This is a genomic window from Pedobacter suwonensis, assembly GCF_044762335.1.
In the GTDB taxonomy this organism is placed as follows: Bacteria; Bacteroidota; Bacteroidia; order Sphingobacteriales; family Sphingobacteriaceae; genus Pedobacter.
In genome coordinates this window covers 37,916-59,885 of record NZ_JBIWEB010000006.1, presented here as the reverse complement: position 1 = coordinate 59,885, position 21,970 = coordinate 37,916, and the positions used below count along the sequence as shown (strand labels likewise).

General features: G+C 38.6%; 18 protein-coding genes. 10 read left to right on the top strand and 8 right to left on the bottom strand.

The genetic code is table 11. The annotated features are described in order from the left end of the window. Positions 1–466: 466 nt before the first annotated feature. Positions 467–895, bottom strand: coding sequence for a hypothetical protein (locus tag ACIQXP_RS11540; RefSeq protein WP_293744607.1), 429 nt, complete (start codon positions 893–895; stop codon positions 467–469). A 199-nt stretch (positions 896–1,094) separates the two neighbouring features. On the opposite strand from ACIQXP_RS11540, the gene ACIQXP_RS11535 reads away from it, so the two are divergent. The 10 genes from ACIQXP_RS11535 to ACIQXP_RS11490 all read left to right on the top strand — a co-directional run bounded on the left by ACIQXP_RS11535 (position 1,095) and on the right by ACIQXP_RS11490 (position 11,349). Continuing rightward, positions 1,095–1,973, top strand: coding sequence for a cell division protein FtsX (locus ACIQXP_RS11535; protein WP_293744608.1), 879 nt, complete (start codon positions 1,095–1,097; stop codon positions 1,971–1,973). Further along, complete coding sequence (locus ACIQXP_RS11530; protein WP_090981518.1) at positions 1,973–2,200, top strand: DUF3098 domain-containing protein; 228 nt, start codon at positions 1,973–1,975, stop codon at positions 2,198–2,200. Before ACIQXP_RS11535 ends, ACIQXP_RS11530 begins: the two co-directional genes overlap by 1 nt. A gap of 83 nt (positions 2,201–2,283) precedes the next feature. Beyond that, positions 2,284–3,078, top strand: coding sequence for an undecaprenyl-diphosphate phosphatase (locus ACIQXP_RS11525; protein WP_293744609.1), 795 nt, complete (start codon positions 2,284–2,286; stop codon positions 3,076–3,078). Positions 3,079–3,186: 108 nt separating this feature from the next. Beyond that, positions 3,187–3,918: a tRNA pseudouridine(55) synthase TruB gene (gene truB / locus ACIQXP_RS11520; RefSeq protein ID WP_293744610.1), complete on the top strand. Its 732-nt coding sequence runs from the start codon at positions 3,187–3,189 to the stop codon at positions 3,916–3,918. Next, complete coding sequence (locus ACIQXP_RS11515; protein WP_293744611.1) at positions 3,915–4,775, top strand: YitT family protein; 861 nt, start codon at positions 3,915–3,917, stop codon at positions 4,773–4,775. Before truB ends, ACIQXP_RS11515 begins: the two co-directional genes overlap by 4 nt. An 11-nt stretch (positions 4,776–4,786) precedes the next feature. Then, positions 4,787–5,773: a bifunctional riboflavin kinase/FAD synthetase gene (locus ACIQXP_RS11510; protein ID WP_293744612.1), complete on the top strand. Its 987-nt coding sequence runs from the start codon at positions 4,787–4,789 to the stop codon at positions 5,771–5,773. Positions 5,774–6,403: 630 nt separating this feature from the next. Further along, positions 6,404–8,617, top strand: coding sequence for a cation:proton antiporter domain-containing protein (locus tag ACIQXP_RS11505; protein ID WP_293744613.1), 2,214 nt, complete (start codon positions 6,404–6,406; stop codon positions 8,615–8,617). Positions 8,618–8,766: 149 nt separating this feature from the next. Beyond that, the gene (locus ACIQXP_RS11500; RefSeq protein WP_293744614.1) at positions 8,767–9,801 is read left to right on the top strand and encodes a DUF2157 domain-containing protein; all 1,035 of its coding nucleotides are present in this window, start codon (positions 8,767–8,769) and stop codon (positions 9,799–9,801) included. A gap of 70 nt (positions 9,802–9,871) precedes the next feature. Further along, positions 9,872–10,921, top strand: coding sequence for a PDDEXK nuclease domain-containing protein (locus ACIQXP_RS11495; RefSeq protein WP_387503848.1), 1,050 nt, complete (start codon positions 9,872–9,874; stop codon positions 10,919–10,921). Between the two features lie 5 nt (positions 10,922–10,926). Continuing rightward, positions 10,927–11,349: a secondary thiamine-phosphate synthase enzyme YjbQ gene (locus tag ACIQXP_RS11490; RefSeq protein ID WP_387503847.1), complete on the top strand. Its 423-nt coding sequence runs from the start codon at positions 10,927–10,929 to the stop codon at positions 11,347–11,349. Here ACIQXP_RS11490 and ACIQXP_RS11485 read toward each other — a convergent pair whose 3' ends face one another. From ACIQXP_RS11485 to ACIQXP_RS11455, 7 genes are all read right to left on the bottom strand, one after another. Further along, positions 11,350–12,318 carry a YihY/virulence factor BrkB family protein gene (locus ACIQXP_RS11485; RefSeq protein WP_387503846.1) on the bottom strand — a complete coding sequence of 323 codons (969 nt, stop codon included), beginning with the start codon at positions 12,316–12,318 and terminating at the stop codon, positions 11,350–11,352. A 159-nt stretch (positions 12,319–12,477) separates the two neighbouring features. Beyond that, positions 12,478–13,797, bottom strand: coding sequence for an alpha/beta hydrolase (locus ACIQXP_RS11480; protein ID WP_387503845.1), 1,320 nt, complete (start codon positions 13,795–13,797; stop codon positions 12,478–12,480). Between the two features lie 475 nt (positions 13,798–14,272). Next, entirely contained in the window at positions 14,273–14,662 is a 390-nt protein-coding gene (locus ACIQXP_RS11475; RefSeq protein ID WP_293744619.1) for a LiaF transmembrane domain-containing protein, read from the bottom strand. Positions 14,663–14,961: 299 nt separating this feature from the next. Then, positions 14,962–15,651, bottom strand: a complete 690-nt coding sequence (gene rpiA / locus ACIQXP_RS11470; protein ID WP_293744620.1) for a ribose-5-phosphate isomerase RpiA — start codon at positions 15,649–15,651, stop codon at positions 14,962–14,964. A gap of 499 nt (positions 15,652–16,150) precedes the next feature. Beyond that, entirely contained in the window at positions 16,151–18,112 is a 1,962-nt protein-coding gene (locus ACIQXP_RS11465) for a hypothetical protein (RefSeq protein ID WP_293744621.1), read from the bottom strand. 11 nt (positions 18,113–18,123) lie between these two features. Then, positions 18,124–19,527: a 3-keto-disaccharide hydrolase gene (locus ACIQXP_RS11460; RefSeq protein WP_293744622.1), complete on the bottom strand. Its 1,404-nt coding sequence runs from the start codon at positions 19,525–19,527 to the stop codon at positions 18,124–18,126. Positions 19,528–19,668: 141 nt separating this feature from the next. Then, positions 19,669–21,957, bottom strand: coding sequence for a GH92 family glycosyl hydrolase (locus tag ACIQXP_RS11455; RefSeq protein ID WP_387503844.1), 2,289 nt, complete (start codon positions 21,955–21,957; stop codon positions 19,669–19,671). Between the last annotated feature and the right edge of the window lie 13 nt (positions 21,958–21,970).

Genomic DNA, 21,970 nt, shown 5'->3' with positions numbered 1-21,970 from the left:
ATTTACTAGATAGAAATGCAGAATGAGAACAAGTTAAGACTAAAATCTGCAATTCTTTCGTGTAGTCAGATGTTTCCATCTGACTATCGGAGCATTCAAGATAAGTGAAATCTAAATTATGTTTTGTTAGTTGGAACAACTGAAAGCACAATAATTTAATACCTAAATATTGATTTACCCATCAAAAATGATTTTCTATTAAAATAATGTATCTATAGAATACGGAATTGTCATCCTGAGCTTGTCGAAGGATCTGACTTAAATATCTTACGAAGCGTTTCGACAGGCTCAAAGTGACAAATTCAAAGTAGATTAAGATTATGATAAACCTTTGCTATGGTAAATCTTTATTTGCTATTCGGTGTAAGTTCGTAAAACCCGAGACCAAAGCTTCTATCCAAAACCACAAAAAAGCGCCATTGATCTTCAAACCAATGGCGCAGCAAATAATTGGGGGATTAAGTTCTTATCTTGATAAAGAATATACTTTGGTTACGTTAGTTTTATCAATTTTAGCCGTAAACTCTAGTTTGTTTGCCGTAATACTGTTTACCTTACAATAATTCAAGCCATCGTTAATATCCATGCTAAACTGATCAGAATATATGATTACGTAAGTTCCGATGGTCCTGTTTCCTGATAAACTCAACTCTACCTGGTCATCATTGTTTGACTTAAAGTCGATATAATCACTTGAAGTACCATAATTAACCGTTCCGTTCATTTTTTTTGGATCTTTCAAAGTTTCTTCAGCGGTGTATCCAGAAGTTACAATTTTATTTAATGTCCATTTACCCATCATTTGGGCTTTTAAAGAAGTAGTGTCTTTTTTGCAGGAAATCAATGTAGAAGCGATAAAAAAGAATAGGCTAAAAATGGTAATTTGTCTGTTCATAGTTAAATTTAGTTTTACGATATCCATAATTAACGCCTTTTTGACAAATTTCGTACCGTCTTTAGAAAAAGGACCACCTTGATTGAAGATTTAATCTTCAAACTAAAAGCAGATCGCGTACGTTAGTATTCATTTAACATTCATTAATTGGCGTTTATCAGGTATAATTTATATTTTCGCAGAAACAAAAATGAAATACATGGAAGAATTCGAAGTAAGTGATGCATCTAAGAAAACCAAAACCGTTTATATCTCTACTATCATCAGTATTGCCTTGGTTTTATTAATGCTTGGATTACTTGGTTTAGTACTTGTACACGCCAAAAACCTATCTAACTACGTCAAAGAAAACATTGTTTTAAACATTATTGTTGATGAAGGCGCAAAAGAAGCTGATGTTTTGGCTTTCCAGAAAGAACTGAATGCCAACCCGGCGGTAAAGCAGACCCAATATGTAAATAAAGAGCTTGCAGCCAGAAACTTAACTCAGGATTTAGGCGAGGATTTTGTTAATTTTCTGGGATACAACCCACTAACTTCTACCTTTGATGTGTACTTAAAAGCAGAATATGCAAACAATAAAAGTATCGAGGCTTTAAAAACCAGTATTTCTAAAAATCCTGTAGTGAAAGAAGTAGTTTACCAGAGTTCTTTAATTGATATGGTAAACAAAAATATCAACACCATCGGTTTAATTATTTTAGCCTTTGCGGCACTACTATTAATTATTTCAATAGCACTGATTAACAACACCATAAGATTAGCAATCTACTCGCAGCGATTTTTAATTAAAAGTATGCAGCTGGTTGGTGCAACGAAAAATTTTATCCGACGTCCTTTCTTACTGTATGCGGCTTTACATGGCTTAATTGCGGCATTTATAGCCATTATTATTTTATTGGCTACTTTAATTTACGCCCGCAAAGAGGTGCCTGAAATTATTATTTTAAATAACTACCAGGAATTTGGCTTTGTATTTATAGGCCTTCTAATTGTGGGTATTTTTATAACAGGAATTAGTACATGGTTTGCAGTAAGCAGATATTTACGTTTAAAATCTTATCATCTTTATAGATAATGGCAGAAAAAAAAACAGGTCCGGTTGTAAAGGACGTTAAAAACGAATTGGTTTTCACCAAAAAAAATTATCAGTTGTTGTTAATCAGCATTGCAATCGTAGCAGTTGGTTTTATCCTGATGATGGGCAGCACTGGTGATATTTACGATTTCAGAAGAACTTTACTGGCGCCGATGGTGGTGTTGGCAGGTTTCGCTTTTGGTATTTATGCCATCTTAAAAAAATAAATTTATCCAATTAGGAATATTAAAATGCTTAATTAATTGATTGATTGAGCATTTTCTTTATTACTTTTCTTTCCTAAAAAATTATGAACGCTTTTGAAGCTATAGTCCTTGCCATTGTTGAAGGATTAACCGAATTTTTACCTGTATCGAGCACAGGCCACATGATCATTGCATCATCGCTTATGGGCATTGCCTCAGAACCATTTGTAAAACTTTTTACCATTGTGATTCAACTGGGTGCGATACTTTCGGTGCTTATACTCTATTTCAAAAGGTTTTTTAAATCGATAAATTTCTACATTAAATTGCTGGTAGCCTTTATTCCCGCAGCCGTATTTGGTTTGTTATTGAGCAAAAAAATCGACGAATTATTAGAAAGCCCGATGGCCGTTGGTATTTCATTGTTAATCGGAGGTGTTATTTTATTATTTGTAGACAAATGGTTTAACAAACCAACCATTAATGAAGAAGAGGAAATCAGCTATTTAACGGCGCTTAAAATCGGATTCTTCCAATGTATTGCCATGCTACCAGGTGTATCACGTTCTGGAGCAACTATTGTGGGCGGAATGAGTCAGAAATTAAGCAGAAAAGTGGCAGCAGAATTCTCGTTTTTCCTGGCAGTACCCACCATGTTTGCTGCAACTGCTAAAAAATTGTACGACTTTTATAAAGAAGGACACACCATTACGCATGACCAAACCAACCTGCTGATTATCGGAAACGTTGTTGCATTTATTGTAGCACTTTTAGCGATAAAAAGTTTTATCGGATACCTGAACAAACATGGTTTCAAAGTTTTTGGATGGTATAGGATTGCAGCAGGTTTAATTATTATCATCCTTTTGCTAAGCGGACATAATTTACAGATTATATAATCCGAAACTATTAACCACAGGTTGATACAATAATTGTAACAGGTGTGCATCTTTTTCACATGTGTTAAAAAACAATATTGAATCCGTATCTTTGCGCAAAAAAGATTTGTGAGTACTGAAAATCCTAAATTCAAAGATTTCAATTTTGCTGAAGGCGAATTGCTTTTAATTAACAAACCATACAAATGGACCTCATTTGATGTGGTGGGCAAAATCCGTAATTCTTTAAAACCGCTAAAATTAAAGGTTGGCCATGCCGGAACTTTAGATCCGCTCGCTACAGGCCTGTTGATTATATGTACAGGCAAGCTGACCAAACAGATCGATACTTTTCAGGCTGAAGAGAAGGAATATACCGGCACCATGATTTTAGGTGCTACTACCCCATCATTCGATATGGAAACCGAGGTTGATGAAACATTCGATATCAGCAACATTACCAAAGAAGAAATTTATGCAGCCTGCCAACCATTTATTGGCGATATCGAACAATATCCTCCTGCGCACTCAGCAGTAAAGGTAAATGGCGAACGTTTATACGTAAAAGCCAGACTGGGCGAAGAAGTTGAGTTACGAAAACGTTTTGTAAGTGTACCGGAATTTGAAATTACCAGGATCGAACTCCCTGAAATCGATTTCAGGATTGTTTGCAGTAAAGGTACCTATATCCGTTCATTGATATCCGATTTCGGTAAAACTTTAAATAGCGGAGCTTATCTTTCTAAACTAACCCGTACCCGAAGCGGAAACTTTATGCTAAAAGATGCGTTTGAGGTATTAGAACTTGTTAATTATATTCGTAACAAGAAAGAAGAAGCTAAAACCGAAGCAATTGTATGAACCATATCAAAAACAGGAACACCAGGTTTATTAAAGAAATCCTTTTAATAATTGCAGGTGTAACCTCGGCATGTTTTGGCTTAAAAAGCTTTTTAATGCCCAGTCATTTTATTGATGGTGGTGTTACCGGTATTTCCCTGTTGGTTAGCACCTTAACAGGCTGGAATTTATCATACCTTATTGCCATCATCAACATTCCCTTTGTTATTTTAGGTTACAGGCAGATTGGTAAAGGCTTTGCACTCAAAACGGCTATTGCGATTGCTACGCTTTCAATCGCGCTAATTATTCTGCCTTTCCAACCCATTACGCACGATAAATTGCTGATTGCATTTTTTGGAGGCCTGTTTTTAGGCGGTGGGATTGGTTTAGCGATGCGTGGCGGCTGTGTAATTGATGGCACAGAAGTTTTAGCGCTTTATATCAGTAAAAACAGCATTTTAACCGTTGGAAATATTATCCTGATTTTAAATATCATCATTTTTGCCTTTGCTGCCTATTTCTTAAATATCGAAACGGCACTTTATGCCATTTTAACCTATTTATCAGCATCAAGTACGATCGATTTTATCGTAAATGGCTTGGAACAGTACACTGGGGTCACCGTTATATCAGACCATCAGGAGGCCATCAAGGATTTTATCATTAACGATATGAAACGTGGTGTTACCATCTATAAAGGCGAGGGTGGATATGGAGAAAAAAAAGATATTGATATTATTTTTACCGTTGTTACCAAACTGGAAATGAGCAAATTGCAGACCGCCATCAGGCAAATTGATTCAGACGCTTTTGTAATACAACAGCAAATTGCCGATTTAAAAGGCGGCGTAGTAAAACGCCATGCATTACATTAATCCTTATCCCATTGAAGATATACAATAACCTTTCGGAATTTAAAAAATTAGCTAACGCCATTGTAACCATCGGTACTTTTGATGGTGTACATTTCGGACATCAAAAAATCATCAAACAACTGGTACAAAAGGCAAAGGCCGACAATGGGGAAAGCGTAATTTTAACATTTTTCCCGCATCCAAGAATGATTATCGATCCTGAAAACCAGGACCTGAAAATGATCAATACCATTAATGAAAAAGCAGAAATTTTAAACCGGTTAGGTGTAGATCATCTGATTATTACGCCTTTTACCCGCGATTTCTCCAACCAACTACCAGAAGATTACATTAAAAATATTTTGGTTGACAATATAGGCACCAAACACATTATTATTGGTTATGATCATCGTTTTGGTAAAGACCGTTCCGGCAATTTAAACGTTTTAAAAACTGCCGGTACACATTTCGGCTTTACCGTTGAAGAAATTATGGAACAGGATATCCACGATGTGGCAGTAAGTTCAACGAAGATACGGCAGGCACTGCTGGCCGGTGATGTTGAGCTGGCTAACGATTACCTCGGCTACCCTTTCTCTATTTTTGGCAGGGTGATTAAAGGTGATAAAATAGGCAGAACAATTGGCTTCCCAACGGCCAATATCTTTGTAGAAGAAATTTATAAACTGATTCCAGGCGATGGCATTTATGCAGTTACGGTAGAGATGAGTTCGGAATTTAAAGAGGATTTGCAATCGACAGGCGGACTTCCGACTCCGGACTCCGGACTGCGGACTTATAAAGGCATGGCCTACATCGGTCAACGACCAACCATTAACGGCATGACCAGGAATATTGAGGTGAATATTTTTGATTTTAACCAGGAAATTTATGGTCAGGATATTAAAATGAACTTCCTGAAATTCCTACGCCACGATGTAAAATTTACCGGTTTAGAGGCTTTAACTGTTCAGTTGCAAAAAGATAAGGAAGCTACGTTGGCTTATTTTAATCGGTAGATCATCACAGTGTCTTCAACGGAATTCGTCATGCTGATCCGATAGCAATCAGATCAGTACGACGCACAACTTAAGTGGTAATATTTATAAATTTCAATTTTAGTAATCCAATTCAAAAAGCATAATTCAGTCAGTTTTACTAATTTTCCCTTTCAAAAAAGCCTTATTTTCGCTATATTAGCGGCAATGAGGCTTTTTTATATCGTTTTATTTCTATCGCTTTCCATAAATTTTGCGGGTATCGCATCGCAAAAGAAAAGAGGTGAGCTACAATCAAAATATACGAAAACAAGCTCGGTTACAGACAAAAAAGTCATCAGACAGCATTCAAATTTGAATCAGGATAACGAAAGCCTGCAAAAAGATTCTATTGGTATTTCTCCTTTAAAAATATCTTTTGGCGCTCTTGTACCGATCACTTTTTTGCTATTCCCTCTTCTTAAGAACAAAATCGTTAATACCAAAGTTATAATCAAAAGATTAAGGTATAATTATTGGTGTTTGTTTAAAATGCTCTATCCAAAACACGTTTTTTGGTAGATAATTTTATCTTATTAAAAATTTAATACCTGTCCGGATACATACGATGTCCGAAGATAGATTATTTATCACCATTACTCATTTTTATAGATGCACTTACCTGATTTAATAGCTGATTTAGGCTTGATACTTGCTGCCGCAGGGATAACCACACTCATATTTAAAAAAATTAAGCAGCCCCTTGTTTTGGGTTATATATTGGCTGGCTTATTGGTTGGCTCACATTTAGATTTTTTTCCATCTGTTACCGATACGAAAAGCATTAACATTTGGGGCGAAATTGGAGTTATTTTCCTTTTATTTAGTTTAGGGCTGGAATTTAGCTTTAAAAAACTGGTTAAAGTAGGAGGTTCTGCTTCCATCACGGCCATTGTAAAAGTATTATTTATCATCCTGGCCGGCTACCTGGTGGGGAAAGCCATGGGCTGGAAAGATATGGACAGCCTGTTTTTGGGTGGAATCCTATCCATCTCATCAACCATGATTACCATTAAGGCTTTCGAAGAACTTGGTTTAAAGCATAAAAAGTTTGCCGGTCTGGTTTTCGGAATTTTAATCGTTGAAGATTTAGTAGCTATCCTCCTCCTGGTATTGTTCTCTACCCTTGCAGTTAGTCAGCAATCGGCAGGTACAGAAATGCTGTATTCTATTTTAAAACTGGCTTTCTTCCTGGTACTTTGGTTCTTAGGCGGAATATTCTTAATTCCATCATTTCTTAAAGCAACCAAAAAATTAATGAATGACGAAACCATGCTGGTGGTATCGTTGGCTTTGTGTCTGGTAATGGTTTTACTGGCTGATAAAGTTGGCTTCTCTCCTGCCCTTGGTGCATTTATTATGGGTTCTATTTTAGCTGAGACTACCCAGGCTGAAAGAATAGAGCATCTAACAAAATCAGTAAAAGACTTATTTGCCGCAGTCTTCTTTGTTTCAGTTGGTATGCTGATTGATCCTGCTATGCTGGTTAAATACGCTGTTCCTATTTTAGTAGCTACTGTGGTTATCATTTTCGGTAAAATCATTTTTACCATTTTAGGTGCATTATTGTCCGGACAGCCATTAAAAACTTCAGTACAATCGGGTATGAGTTTGGCACAAATTGGTGAGTTTTCGTTCATCATTGCCTCATTAGGATTAACCCTAAAAGTAACAAGCGATTTTCTTTACCCGATCGCCGTAGCAGCAGCGGCAGTTACCACATTCACAACCCCCTATCTAATTAAGCTATCCGAACCTTTTTATCAGTATTTGAACCGTATTTTACCAAAAAAATGGCTTGATGGTATCGAAAGATATAGCTCGAGTACCGAGGGGATTACCACTTTGAGCGATTGGAAGGTTTTATTACGCTCGTACATCTTTAATACTATAATCCATTCCGTAATTATCATTGCGATAATCTTTCTGGCTTACCGTTATGTACAACCGTTTATTGCGGGCAACATTGCAAACAGTTTAACTTCCATTATCATCAGCGTGGTGGTATCTTTTATATTGATGTCGCCATTTTTATGGGCCTTATCTATCCGAAGGATCCAACGTACAGCATACGCTCACCTTTGGTTAAACAAAAAATATACCCGCGGACCATTGATCGCAATCGAATTTTTCAGGGTTGCGCTCGGCATATTTTTCGTTGGATTTTTGATGTATCAGTTTTTTAATACCTGGATCGCGGCCTTGATTGCTTTGGCTTTAATTGTACTGGGAATGGTTATATTTTCCAGAAAACTTCAGTCATTTTACGATAAACTGGAAAGACGGTTCATATTGAACTTAAATGCGAGGGAAAATCAGAAACCAGATATTTTACCCTGGGACACCCACTTAACAGAACTCAGGGTTTCTCCTGAATCTGAGGTAGTTGGTAAAACATTAACGGAATTAATGATCAGGGAAAAATACGGGGTAAATATTGCCTTGATAGAACGCGGGAGAAATAATATCCCAACACCGGGCAGAGATGAGCGGCTTTATCCACACGATAAATTGTTATTGATCGGCGCAGATGACCAACTTGCAGCTGTCAAGACACTTTTAGAAGTTAATGCGCCAGAAACAACCGAAGAAAATAATTTTCCGGATAAAGAAATGACCCTGCAAAAGGTTGTTGTGCATACCGAATCGCCGGTTTATGGTTTGAGCATCAGGAATGCAGGGATCCGGGAAAAAGCGCAAGCTTTAATAGTGGGTATAGAAAGGGGCGCCGACCGCATCTTAAACCCCTCATCAGATTTTGTATTTGACAAGGGTGACGTTATTTGGATTGTAGGAAACAATAAGAAGATTAGGGAGGTTATTTAACAGCGATCTTCAATGCGGGAATGTTTTTTCATTTTTAGCCTGTCCTTTTTTTTGGAGCAATCCTAAAAACCCGCTCATGATCAATATTGCTTCGTGGTACCTCATCGCAATGAAGAGATAATTTTATATCTTCGTGTATAACCGATCCTATGAAAGTTGACCGAGAGAAAAGTGAGTTTCTTGATGACATGATTGAGCAATGGCAAAACGATGGCTTAATCGACCCTGAAACAGGAAATAAACTTCGTAAAAGCTATGAAGCCAAAAACTTCGATTGGTTACGCCTGGCACAATATGCTTTTTGGGTAGCCCTGGCTTGTGGTTTTATTGCATTGGGATCACTCCTTATTGACAATTCCATCCTTAACTATTTAAAGCGGGTTTATAATACGCCAAATATTGTGATTGCTATTGTTTCAGGCGGATTGGCGGCATGGCTTTACATTTTAGGTTTCAAGCGGAAAAAGAAACTCGCGCACCTAAAATTTAGCAATGAAGCCATTGTATTTTCTGCTATTCTGCTCACGGCAAATGCCATCGCTTATTTTGGGAAGGCAGTTGATAATGGTTCAGGCAATTTCTCTATCCTGATATTGATATCTGTTTTTATTTATGGGGCTTTAGGTTATGTCTTCAACTCGCGTTTGATCTGGATTTTTGCCTTAATCTCCCTGGGTGCCTGGTTTGGTACTGAAACCGGCTATTTAAGCCGTTGGAATTATTATTTCCTCGGGATGAATTATCCTTTGCGTTTTGTGATTTTTGGCGCCTCATTAACCGCGGCATCCTTCATGATGAAGGCTTTTCCGAAAACGCAAAATTTCTTTCTGGTTACCTATATCGCGGGTATGGTTTATTTGTTTGTATCGCTTTGGGCATTATCGGTATTTGGGAATTTCGCCAACCTCGAAGAATGGTATCAGGTAAGGCAGTTGAGCTTATTTTACTGGGCTTTAATTTCTGCCGCCATTTGTGTAGCCAGTACACTCTTTGGCTTAAAGTATCATGATGATATTGCCCGAGAATTTGGCATTACATTTCTATTCATCAACCTTTACACACGTTATTTCGAATATTTCTGGGATAGCTGGCACAAAGCTTTGTTTTTTTCGGTACTGGCTGCATCATTTTGGTTAATAGGCAGAAAAGCAGAGAAAATCTGGAATGTGGAGTTTTTGAAGTAATCTTAAAAACTAATTTCATTTGATAAAATGCTTAATTCCGAAAGATTGAATATATTTTATTGTTGTCAAAATGCAAGTTGAAAAGCAAAATTTATATACTAAAGTTATTGAACTGCTTAACCAGGCGAGGCAAAATGTAGCACAAACCATTAATAACACAATGGCTACTGCTTACTTCGAAATTGGCAGAATGATTGTTGAAGAAGAGCAGAGAGGCAAAGCAAAGGCAGAATATGGTAAACAAATTTTGATTGAGCTTGCAGAAAAGTTGACCTCAGAATTTGGCAGGGGTTTCTCTGAAACAAATTTAAAGCAAATGAGGTACTTTTACCTTAATTATTCAATTCGTCAGACACTGTCTGACGAATTCAAAAACAATGAGATTTCCGAAGAATCTACGAATTCAATCCAGCAGGTACCGCCCAGACAATTCAAACTCACCTGGTCTCACTATCTTAAATTAATGCGGATAACGGACGCGAATGAGCGTAATTTTTATGAAATAGAGGCTATAAAGAATAACTGGAGCTTACGCGAACTCCAACGTCAATATGACTCCGCACTGTACACCCGTTTAGCATTTAGTAAAAATAGAGAAGAAGTATTAGCGCTGGGGAAAAAGGGACAAATAATTGAAAAGAACAAGGATTTAATAAAAGATCCTTACGTACTTGAATTTCTAGGTATACCAGAACAAAGTTTTTATTCAGAAAGTGAATTAGAGCAAAAATTAATTGATAAGCTTGAACATTTCTTATTAGAACTCGGTAATGGTTTCACCTTTGTAGCCCGTCAAAAAAGAATAACCTTTGAAGAAAGACATTTCAAAATAGACTTAGTTTTCTACAACCGCATTTTAAAATGTTTTGTACTTATCGATTTAAAAATAGGAGAACTCAAACATCAGGACATTGGTCAGATGCAGATGTATGTGAACTATTTTGACAGAGAAGTAAAACTTGAGGATGAAAACAAAACCATCGGTATTATTCTTTGCCAGGATAAAAGTGAATCTGTAGTAAGATATACACTTCCTGAAAACAATGAACAAATCTTCGCAAGTAAGTATTTAACTGTTTTACCTAGTGAAAAGGATTTCATCAAAATCATAGAGAATTAATTCAAATGAAAATATACCAACAAGCCTTAGCCTTAAGAGAAAGAAGAAGAGGTTTCCATATCATTACCGACGAGGTTGAGGATGCCTTGCCCCAAATTGGCGAGATTAACATTGGAATTTGCCAGGTTTTCATACAGCATACCTCGGCTTCACTAACGATTAACGAGAATGCAGATCCTACAGTAAGGGTAGATTTTGAAATGTTCTTTAATAAAATGGTAAAGGAAAACGATCCCGATTATGAGCACGACTATGAGGGATCGGACGATATGCCTGCACATTTAAAATCTGCACTTTTAGGAAATTCTGTAAGTATCCCTATCCGAAATGGCAGGTTAGCGCTTGGCACCTGGCAGGGCATTTACCTTTGCGAACATCGAAATCATGGCGGACAAAGAAAATTAATGATTACTGCCTGGGGCGAATAACTATGCCTTTTTCACTTCTTCTTTAATTTCAGGATGATTATCCTGAATGGATTTACCATCGGTTTCTATTTCAATTTCTTTTGTAGTTACCGCATAATGTGAAGGATAAATCTCTGAACCGAAAGCAACGGCATAAGCCTTGGTAAACTCGGCGCCAAAATACAAAATGATGGAAGAATAGTAAGTCCACAAAAGCACAACCACTAATGAGCCCGTTGCACCGTAAGTACTGCCTACATTGCTTTGCCCAATATAAATAGAGATGGCAAACTTGCCGATCATAAATAAAACCGCAGTAACTATTGCACCGGCAACTACATCACGCCATTTAATAATCGCATCAGGTAATACCTTAAATATTACACCAAATATCAAAGAAATAACAGCCAGCGTTACAATTTGGTTAATAATATAAAACACAATAACAGATACCTCGGCAAATCTGGCCTGTAGGCGACCGCTAAAAGCATCTAATACAGAAGTAACGGCAAGCGAAACCAATAACACGAAACCCAGGCTTACAATGACCGAAAAAGATAAAAAACGATTTTGTAACATCTTCACCCAACCTCTTTTAGGCTTAGGTTTTAATCCCCAAATGGTATTGATGGAATCCTGGATATCGCCAAAAACGGTTGTTGCCCCAATTAACAGGGTAACGATACCGATAATTAAAGCAATGGTACTTTTTCCGTCCAGATAAGCATTTTTAATTAACTGTTGTAAGGAAATGGCCGATTCCCTACCTAAGAATCCTTCAAGCTGGGCATAAACCTGTCCTTCAGCTATTTCCCTACCTAAAAATATGCCACATAGAGAAATAATTACCACAAGCAAAGGCGCCATAGAAAATACAGTATAATAGGCCAGTGAGCCACTAAGTTTCGTTACCTTATGATTGGTAAATCCTGTAAACGATGCTTTTAAAATGCCCCATATTCCTTTTAAAGTAATTTTCTGCTTTTCCATAAACAAACTATTTTTAGATGAGATGCTCTAAATTTAAACCGCTTGTTTTTTGAATTGTTTGTGAAATCTTAATAAAGAAAGAATATTAAGAAAATCGAGCGCACAAAAAAAGCTCCTGATTTGGGTTGGAGCTTTTTCTTTTTTATTAGCTGATTTAGCCTATTTGGCCTTAATCCACGAGGCAAGATCGTTAACCAAAGTTTCGGATACGCTTACAGCAGCCTGATATTGGGCCATCGTTCCCTTTTCGGTTTGCGAACTCAACAGGTGATTTAAATCCGGGTAATATTTAAGAACCACATTTTTCTTTTTTCCCAAAGCATCATTCCATAAATCGAAATCTACTTTACCTACCTGAAAATCATTACCACCCTGCAGGATGTATATCTTAGGTTTAGAAAGGCTTTTGGCTACAGCAACCTGGTTGTAACTATTTAAATCTGCCCAGTATTTCGCCGGCAGGCCTAAAATGACAGAATCAGGCTTTATGGTAGTTCCCAATTGCGAAATTCTGCTTTTATCAATTTCCACAGCGGCATCTGCCAATTGTTTTTTAAATGCAGCCGTCGTATCATTGGCCAGATCGAATATATACTTATTCTGATCAACAATAATATCGGTTAATTTTCTTGCCGGTGCCGCTGCCAAAACAATTCCAGCTAAATCAGGTATCGTACTTGCTATTTTAGGGGCCAACATTCCGCCTAAACTATGACCGAATAAGTAAACAGCTTTTGGATTAGCCCCTACAACGGTTTTTGCAAGTGTTATCGCGGCAGCTGCATCATCCAGTACCTCTTCTTTTACAGTAAATTCCTTACCAAACTCATTAGGATAAATTAAAGTTCTTTTTACATAGCGAACGGACGCAATTCCTTTAGAAGCTAAGCCACCAGCCAGATCTTTGAAAGGTTTATTCGCACCAACGGTTTCATCCATATCTGCAGGTCCGGAGCCGTGCACAAAAACCACAACAGGGAAATTTTTGATATTTTTTGGCGTGGTAATAATGGCCGCCAATTGCTTTCCAGCCGGGCCAATATATACCGACTTCTCCTGGTATAAACTGGTATCTACATAGGTTGGTTTTAAATAAGAGGATGTTCTCCTGGAAGGTGCCAGGAAGATTCCGACAATTTTCTGTTGTTTATTAAAACCTAAAATAAAGTTCTGATCACCGTTAGCGAATTTACCCTCAACCGTAACAGCAAAAAAATCGCCCTGGGCTTTACTTTGAATGGCATCTAACGATTCTGCCTTTCCATATTTTGTTCCAATATCACCCCAAAGTTTCTTTAAATTTTCTTCTGTTAATTTCGTTTTTAAGGTATCGTCAAAAAAAGCATGTGCATCTTTAAATTTTTCTTCCTGCAATAGTTTAAAAAAGTCGTTTGCGCCATTGAAAAGCTGGATTACATTCTGAGAAAATGCGGAGGTTGTTATTAATAAAGCAACTACAAATAAAAGGCCTTTTTTCATCCGTATAGTTTGTTTAAATGGTATGAGATGCATGCTTTATCCCTTTCAGATCTAAAGCCATGAAGATTAAGTATGGTGTTTGGTTTTTTACAATACCCAAAGTTAACAATATTTGGTTCTGAAAATAGGTTTACTCAACCAGTGCTTTAGTTTTAACTAATTTTAACATTTGACGCTAGCACACCCCATTTCCCCTGTTCCTTCTACAGTCTATTAAAAAAAGCAAAAAAAAATAAAGCTGAACACAATATATTCCATTTACAGCGTTTATGTATTTGAGAGCGTTAATTTAGATGACGGGGATACTGCCTGAGGGTGGAATCCCCGTTTCTTTTTTGGCAAAAATGCAAAGGGCAAGGAGCAGCCACCCCATAGTGCAAAGCCCGAAGCTCCTTGCCCTTTGCTACCAAGCATAAAAAAGGGCCATTGTTAGAAAAAAATGGCCCTTTTAATATATATGATGGAGTGAAGAATTTTAGCTTTCTTGATCAGTAAAATCAACTGGTTTCTTCTCAAAATATTGATCAAAGTTCTGAACTTTTTTAGGTTTTAAGATGATATAAAAGCCTAAACCAATCAATACCATTGGAATGCTAATCCTAAACAGATCAAAATCAAAAATGTTTATCGCTTTAAAGGTAAATAAGCCTCCAATAATGGTTAATGCCAACCACCCGTTTCCCTGGAAGCCTTTACGATACCCCATCCACAAACCAATACCCAACATAATGGTGTGCCATCTCAAAATCCAATGTGGAATATCTATTCCCGAGTTTCTTAATAAGAACACCGAACCGATGGTGATGATTAAAATACCTAAACCAACCTGTTTATCTGCGTGATTTTTTTTGATTAAATTTTCCATGACCGTTTTGTTTTATGATTCAAATGTATCACGAATACCAATGCCGGAGAATGGCTTTTCCCTTAGTTATGATATTTTATCGGTGAGTGAAATAAAACTGTCGGTAAAATTTTTGAAGCATTTCACATAACTGAAATTTACCGGTGAAGTTATCCGTTTTGTCACGGAAACAGGGAGAACACGAAATTAAGACCAATTCTCATTACTCCTAATTCCGAAAATTGATTGATTATTCCGCTTACAAATAATTCAAGGAGGAGTACACACGAGCTAATGACTATTGAACAAATAAACTACAATCACTCAAAAATGATGATATCCGTTCCGTCACTCATCATTACTTTTGACGTGAGGTTAATAAATAAGCCATGAGCCAGTAATCCGTTGATCTGATTTAAGTCAGAAGCTAATTTCGCGGGATTATCAATCAGGCCAAAATCGGCGTCAATAATGAGGTTTCCATTATCGGTAATAAATGTTTGGTTTTCTACTGTTCGTAATATACCGTTTCCACCAAGATTGTTAATTTGATCGAATACATACTGATAGGCTAATGGAATGACCTCAACAGGAACAGTAAAAGCACCCAGTTTTTTAACCTTTTTCGAAGCATCGGTAATAATAATGGCGTTTTTACTCAATGAAGCGATTATCTTTTCTCTAAACAATGCACCGCCACCGCCTTTAATCAGATCGAGTGATGCTGTAAATTCATCGGCCCCATCAATACTGATATCAATCTGGCTCAAGTGCCCAAGATCCAGAATTTCAATACCAAGCGATTTTGCAAGTTTTTCTGTACGGATGGAACTTGCGGCTGCTCTTATTTGAAGTCCTTCTTTTACACGTTTACCCAATTCAATAATGGCAAAAGTTGTGGTCGACCCCGTACCCAGACCAACTACATCGCCATCTTTAACCAATTTTACCGCGGCCTTGGCAGCGGCTAGCTTTTCTGCATCCTGTTGATTTTTATCTGTAGTAGCCATAAAGTAAAAATAGGTTTAAATGCTAAACATCCAAAAATGGAAAAAAATTTTACGGCTGATACAATAATTCCTTATTGTAGCGTTTGTATATATGAGAGCGTTAATTTAGATGATGGGGATTCTGCGATAGTGGAATCCCCATTCTTTTTGTTCATACATGCTGTCAATCCTGAAGGATAATTTATTGCATAAAAATCAATATGAGTGACAGATTTAACAAGAAATTTGAATGACCTGAAATATCGCCATTTCGACCGAAGTGGAGAAATCTTTTAAACTAGGTTTTAATCATTCGGTTAAAAAGATCTCTCCATTTCGCTGTGCTACAGTCGAGATGATTTTTTTCTGTGATTCTGTCAATGGTAGCATAATGAAGGATCTTTCAGTGCAAATGACAGTAAAATAAATTTAGGGTAACGATTCCCTGTATAGATTTATACTAATTTTTTATCATAAAAAAACGGCTGGCATTTCTACCAACCGTTTCCTAACAATCAACTTATTTATTTAAAGAATTTATCCAGGCCGCAATTTTTAAAGCTTCTGCTTTGGTTACCTGCGGCATTGGCGGCATTTCTGTTGAATAACCCGGCCAGTTTTGCGGCTGCGGATTGTGGATCAACTGAAATATTTTCTCCGGTGAATATTTACGTTTTGCAATTTCTACGAATGGCGGGCCAATCTGTCTTTTAGTTTGATTATGGCAAGCCAGGCAGGTATTTTTAGTTAATAAACCTTCAACTTCTTTAAAAGTAGGCGCTTTGGCAGTAGCCGCAGGCTTTGCCGGAGTTGAAGTCCCTTTAGCTTCAGGCGCTTTACCTGTTGTTGCCTTTGGTACAGCAGTTTTTTTGGCTGGCGTATTGACAGGCGTTGCTGAGTTTCTGGTACTCACCTCGTTAGCAGAAAGTTTATTTCCATCAGGAATTTGATTCAAAGTATAATAAGCTACCGGATGAATCAGCGAATAAAAACCATCCTGCGAACGGATACCATCTAATGTTAAAGTATGGATATAATATTGGCGGAGGTTCTGTACAATAATCCTGGCCTTTAAACCATCTGCTGAAACCTTAACTCCGGAAATTTTTAATTTCTCGGTGTTTACCGGAGGCGAGCCGTATACCGGATGATATTTATAAATAAAGCTTTCTGCACTGTAAGACGCCAGATCTTCGGCCGATTTACGGTCAACAGGCATCGTAAACTCCACTTCAAAACCATCAGGCATTGCCCTTACGGCTTTCATTTCAAAGGGAGTTTTATTGTTGTACACCAATCTTTCCAAACCTTCATTGGCATCACCTGCTGATCCCCAACCACGGTTGGTTTCGCCAACAAATAGTGAACCATCAGTACCCCATTCCAATCTTAATACACCTGAACGGAAACCTTTGCGGAACAAGAAGGCAGCGCCTTGTTCTTCACCCTTAACGGTTTCCATAAAAATCCTCGAAATGATGCTCATCCCCTGGTCACCAACCAAAATCTGGCCGGCAAACGGTCCGAATGTGTTGGCAGGTATTTTAACAGGCTCTGCAGATGAAATACCGAGAATACCATAAGGCAACCAAACCGATGGCAATCGCAGTTCAGGAAATACTTTTTTCATTTCGAACAAAGTTTTAAATGATTCATTTACCCTGTTTTCCGGTTTAATGTATCTTCCCTGTTCATTTTTGATTCTACGCTCGTCTATCTGCGAGTAAAAGAAATCTGATTGCAGTTTAACCGGAGAATTTGGCAAATTGGTCCACCTTAAACTTGCAGGGTGTCCCATAAAGTCTCCCTTGTTCACTTTCCATAAACCGCCAGAACCTACCCAGTCACCCTGATTTTCGGTATAATAAAACTGACCATCAATACTGCCAATACCGGCTGGAGAGCGGAAACCTGCAGCATAAGGCATCATTTTACCATCTTCGGTAATATTCATGGCCCAACCACGCATAGGTACCCTGCTTTCAGCACGCCACCACTCTTCGTCGCCAAAGGCCACGTTCGCGGTAACCATAAAGCTGCCATCAGGCATTATTTTCGGGCCGAAACTATATTCGTGGTAGTGCCCGCTTAACGGCCAGGCATAAACAGTTTCATAAACATCGGCTTTGCCATCCTGGTCTTTATCTACTAGTTTGGTTAATTCGCCACGTTGCGCTACGTAAATTGCCCCATTTTTATAGGCAATACCTAAAATTTCGTGCAAGCCATAGGCAAACCTGCGCCAATAAGGTTTTGCACTGGTAGGATTTTCAACAATGTACACTTCTCCCCTACGGGTTGAAATGCCTAAATCACCGTTTGGCAGGGTAACCAACCCTCCCACTTCCAGGATCGGGCCTTCGGGTACACGTACTTTGTTTATCCTGAAAAAATCTTCTTCTTTCGGTGTTTCTTGCGCAAAAACTGTGGTAAAGCTAAAACTTAACGCCAGTAATGCTAATTTTTTAAATGTATTTCTCATGATGATCACGACTAAAACAAAATGCTATAATTCAACTTACTTCCAATGGGTGCAATGATTTCCCATTTACCATCAACATTTCTAACTACCGGCTTTGCAGCGCCTTCGCCAAGCTGTATATAATATGCTTTATCGTCAATTAAATACAGGCCTTTACCAGCCTCTTCAATTTTTGAAGCAGTAGCTAAAAGGAAATACAGGTCTTTCGAAGGTTTATCCACTGTAATCTCCCTGCTTAAACCTTGTCCGTTTTCCATCACTTTAACCGCATCGGTAACATTTGCGCCGTTAATCATATATTTAAACTCCGGACGGTCTTGTTTATCCATTACATACCCCTTTGTTTTGAAACCTGTACCAGCCGTATCGGTAACCCACCCGGCCTGGTCGTTTGCCAGCTTTGAAATCGCCAGAACAGGCTTTTTGGTAAAACGGGTAACACTGCCCAAAGCGCGTGAGGTTCCGTTTCCACGGCCATCCCACATAGGTGTAGCATCGATAAAATCACCGTGCCATCCCTGTAAAAGGGTACCATTATCCAAATCGTAGCTGAAGGCCACTTTTTCAGGCCCGCCTACCGAAATAGCATGTACAGAACGTACTCCTGGCGCAACGTCTACAAAACTTCTGATCATATTGTTGCTTGCTGCCTCAATATATATCGGATCTGCACCACCATTTTGGTTTGGTCTTGCCATTTCAGATATCTCGGTGATCTGGATATTTCTGAACGCTACAGAACCGTGATCGCCTTGCAGGCGTAAAGGTCCTTTTGCTTTTTCAGCGCCCGCAGCACCTCTGGTTGCACCAAATAATTCAACATTTTCATGAATCAGCACACCGTTGAGTTCTGCACTGATGATCTTGGCATTTTTTGTTTTTTTGCCTGTAGCATCAAATTGTGGTGCCTGGAAGATGATTTTGATGTGCTGCCATAAACCCGGTGCCTTGCTTGCATTCTGACGGGGAGCAACACCACCAAATCCTTTTTCGGCTTCTGGTTTGCTATCATCCCAGCGCTGATAAATCCCACCATTATTTGAAGAACTTGGGTTTCTAATTCCCCAGGCATCGTCAATCTGGATTTCATAGTTACCCTGAAGATAAATACCTGAATTTGTTCCTTTTGCCGTTAAATAATCCAGTTCTATTACTACGTCACCATATTCATTAATGGTGTATAAATCCGATCCCGCTTTTTTTGCTGTAGATTGGTTAACTAAAATCCCTTCACCTTTGGTAGTTTTTAAAACGTTTTCGGCGTTTAAATCGGCAATCACGTTTTGTGCCAGCGACCATGAATTGGAAGGGTTTTTAAAGGCTGAAAGATCTTTGAGATCAATACGCTGGCCAAATGCCAACAGGGTTCCGCAAAGCCAGAACATGGCTGTAAAACCCGTCTTTGAGATGTTCATATATTTTGGTTTATTAGTTTTAGCCATATTGAGACTAATTATTACTTTGGAAATAAGATGGTATCATTAAGTATAAACTAAACCTGTCTTTGGATAGACTCAGGATAACAATCTCTTTAGTGATACCATCTTTACCTTTCTTTATTTTTCTGTTGATAACGAATAAGGGAAATCAGCTGGATTTGAACCTCTCGTTTTATTTGGTGTTGCCGTCATGTTGAAGTTGAGCACAGCGCCTTTCTGCATACCACTATGGCTGATCCAGTTTTTAGAATACGCCTTACCATTCATCTGCAAAGATTGAACATAACGGTTGTTATCACTATTGGCTGGTGCGTTGATCACCACTGTTTTACCGTTTTCTAAAGTGATGGTTACCTTTTTAAATAAAGGGGCACCCAAAACATATTGGTCAACCGCCGGTGTTACCGGATAGAAACCCATTGCCGAAAACACGTACCAGGCAGAGGTTTGTCCGTTATCTTCATCCCCACAATAGCCATCTGGCGTAGCTTTATACATTCTGTTCATGGTTTCGCGCACCCAATATTGGGTTTTATAAGGCGCACCGCCGTAGTTATACAGGTAAATCATGTGCTGGATCGGTTGGTTACCATGTGCGTATTGGCCCATGTTTGCAATCTGCATTTCACGGATTTCGTGAATTACCCCGCCGTAAGCGCTTTCATCAAATACCGGAGGCATTGAAAACACCGAATCTAACTTGGTTACGAATTTATGGTGACCGCCCATTAGTTTGGCCAAACCATCAATATCCTGGAATACCGACCAGGTATAGTGCCAGCTGTTACCTTCGGTAAATGCACCGCCCCATTTAAACGGACTAAACGGACTTTGGAAAGTACCATCCTGGTTTTTACCTCGCATTAAGCCCGAAGCCGGATCGAAAAGATTTTTGTAGTTCATGGCTCTTTTCTTATAAATATCAATTTCAGATGCTGGTTTACCCAAAGCTCTTCCCAACTGATAAATGGTAAAGTCATCGTATGCATATTCCAGCGTTTTCGCTGCATTTTCATTCTTCTTTACATCAAAAGGTACATAACCCAATTCATTATAATACTTAACCCCGTCGCGGCCAACGGCTTCCATCGGGCCTTCGTTATTTGCGCCATGTTTTACGGCCTGCCATAAGGTTTCTATATCGTAACCGCGCATGCCTTTAATATAAGCATCAGAAACTACCGATGCGGAGTTGTTACCTACCATGATGTTGGCATAACCCGGGCTGCTCCATTCCGGCAACCAACCACCTTCTTTATAATCGTTGATCAGGCCTTGCTGCATCTCTTTGTTAATGGATGGATAAACCAGGTTCAGGAAAGGGTATAATGCCCTGAACGTATCCCAGAAACCTGTGCCGGCAAACATATAGCCTGGTAAAATCTGTCCGTTGTATGGACTCCAGTGTACAATCTGATTTTGCGCATCAATTTCATATAATTTATTGGGGAAGAATAAGGTGCGGTACATCGCAGAATAAAATGTGCGGGTTTGATCAATCGTACCGCCCTCAACCGCAATTTTGCTTAAGGTTTTGTTCCAGGTTGCCCTGCCTTTTGCTTTTGTGGCATCGAAACCATCATTGGCCAGCTCTCTTTTCAGGTTTAAATCGGCCTGCTCAAAGCTGATAAATGAAGAAGCCACTTTTGCAATAACCTGCTCGCCTTTTTGTGTAGCAAAACCGATAACGGCACCAGCATGATCAACCGTTAATTCCAAATCTTTTTCGTTAAGTTTTTTATCATCCCAGGTTTTGGCCAGTTTGAAATCCTTGTTGAAATAGATTACAAAATAATTTTTGAAATTTTTAGGTAGTGGCCCACGTGCATATTTAGTGGTATAACCAATTATTTTCCTTTCAGCAGGTATAATTTTAATGTAGGAGCCTTTGTTCTGTGCATCTACCACCACGTAAGCGCTATCTGTTTTAGGAAAAGTAAACCTAAACTGGGCAGCGCGTTCTGTCGGGGTAATTTCGGTCGTCACATCTGCATCTGCCAGATAAACGCTGTAATAATACGGCTTAGCCACTTCAGCTTTATGGCTGAACCAGCTGGCACGCTCATCCTCACTGAATTTCAACTTACCCGTAACCGGCATCATCGAAAAAGCGCCGTAATCGTTCATCCATGGCGAAGGCTGGTGTGTTTGTTTAAAACCGCGGATTTTGTCGGCATCATAAACATATGCCCATCCATCACCATTTTTACCGGTTTGCGGTGTCCACATGTTCATTCCCCAGGGCAAACCGATAGCCGGGTAAGTATTTCCGTTAGATAGTGCTGGCTTAGATGCCGTTCCCATTAGCGGGTTTATCCAATCTACCGGATCTGTAATTTTGCCTATTGTTTGTGCGAAACCGGTTGATGCCGCAACACTCAATAAGGCGATAAATAATCGTTTCATTTGTTGTTTGTGT

Excerpts from the sequence above, each read along its gene's own strand:
- ACIQXP_RS11500 (WP_293744614.1), top strand. The coding sequence starts at position 8,767 with ATGAAAGTTGACCGAGAGAAAAGTGAGTTTCTTGATGACATGATTGAG.
- ACIQXP_RS11480 (WP_387503845.1), bottom strand. The coding sequence starts at position 13,797 with ATGAAAAAAGGCCTTTTATTTGTAGTTGCTTTATTAATAACAACCTCC.
- ACIQXP_RS11535 (WP_293744608.1), top strand. The coding sequence starts at position 1,095 with ATGGAAGAATTCGAAGTAAGTGATGCATCTAAGAAAACCAAAACCGTT.
- rpiA (WP_293744620.1), bottom strand. The coding sequence starts at position 15,651 with ATGGCTACTACAGATAAAAATCAACAGGATGCAGAAAAGCTAGCCGCT.
- ACIQXP_RS11505 (WP_293744613.1), top strand. The coding sequence starts at position 6,404 with ATGCACTTACCTGATTTAATAGCTGATTTAGGCTTGATACTTGCTGCC.
- ACIQXP_RS11485 (WP_387503846.1), bottom strand. The coding sequence starts at position 12,318 with ATGGAAAAGCAGAAAATTACTTTAAAAGGAATATGGGGCATTTTAAAA.
- ACIQXP_RS11515 (WP_293744611.1), top strand. The coding sequence starts at position 3,915 with ATGAACCATATCAAAAACAGGAACACCAGGTTTATTAAAGAAATCCTT.
- ACIQXP_RS11525 (WP_293744609.1), top strand. The coding sequence starts at position 2,284 with ATGAACGCTTTTGAAGCTATAGTCCTTGCCATTGTTGAAGGATTAACC.
- ACIQXP_RS11540 (WP_293744607.1), bottom strand. The coding sequence starts at position 895 with ATGAACAGACAAATTACCATTTTTAGCCTATTCTTTTTTATCGCTTCT.
- ACIQXP_RS11475 (WP_293744619.1), bottom strand. The coding sequence starts at position 14,662 with ATGGAAAATTTAATCAAAAAAAATCACGCAGATAAACAGGTTGGTTTA.
- ACIQXP_RS11455 (WP_387503844.1), bottom strand. The coding sequence starts at position 21,957 with ATGAAACGATTATTTATCGCCTTATTGAGTGTTGCGGCATCAACCGGT.
- ACIQXP_RS11530 (WP_090981518.1), top strand. The coding sequence starts at position 1,973 with ATGGCAGAAAAAAAAACAGGTCCGGTTGTAAAGGACGTTAAAAACGAA.
- ACIQXP_RS11465 (WP_293744621.1), bottom strand. The coding sequence starts at position 18,112 with ATGAGAAATACATTTAAAAAATTAGCATTACTGGCGTTAAGTTTTAGC.
- ACIQXP_RS11490 (WP_387503847.1), top strand. The coding sequence starts at position 10,927 with ATGAAAATATACCAACAAGCCTTAGCCTTAAGAGAAAGAAGAAGAGGT.
- ACIQXP_RS11460 (WP_293744622.1), bottom strand. The coding sequence starts at position 19,527 with ATGAACATCTCAAAGACGGGTTTTACAGCCATGTTCTGGCTTTGCGGA.
- ACIQXP_RS11495 (WP_387503848.1), top strand. The coding sequence starts at position 9,872 with ATGCAAGTTGAAAAGCAAAATTTATATACTAAAGTTATTGAACTGCTT.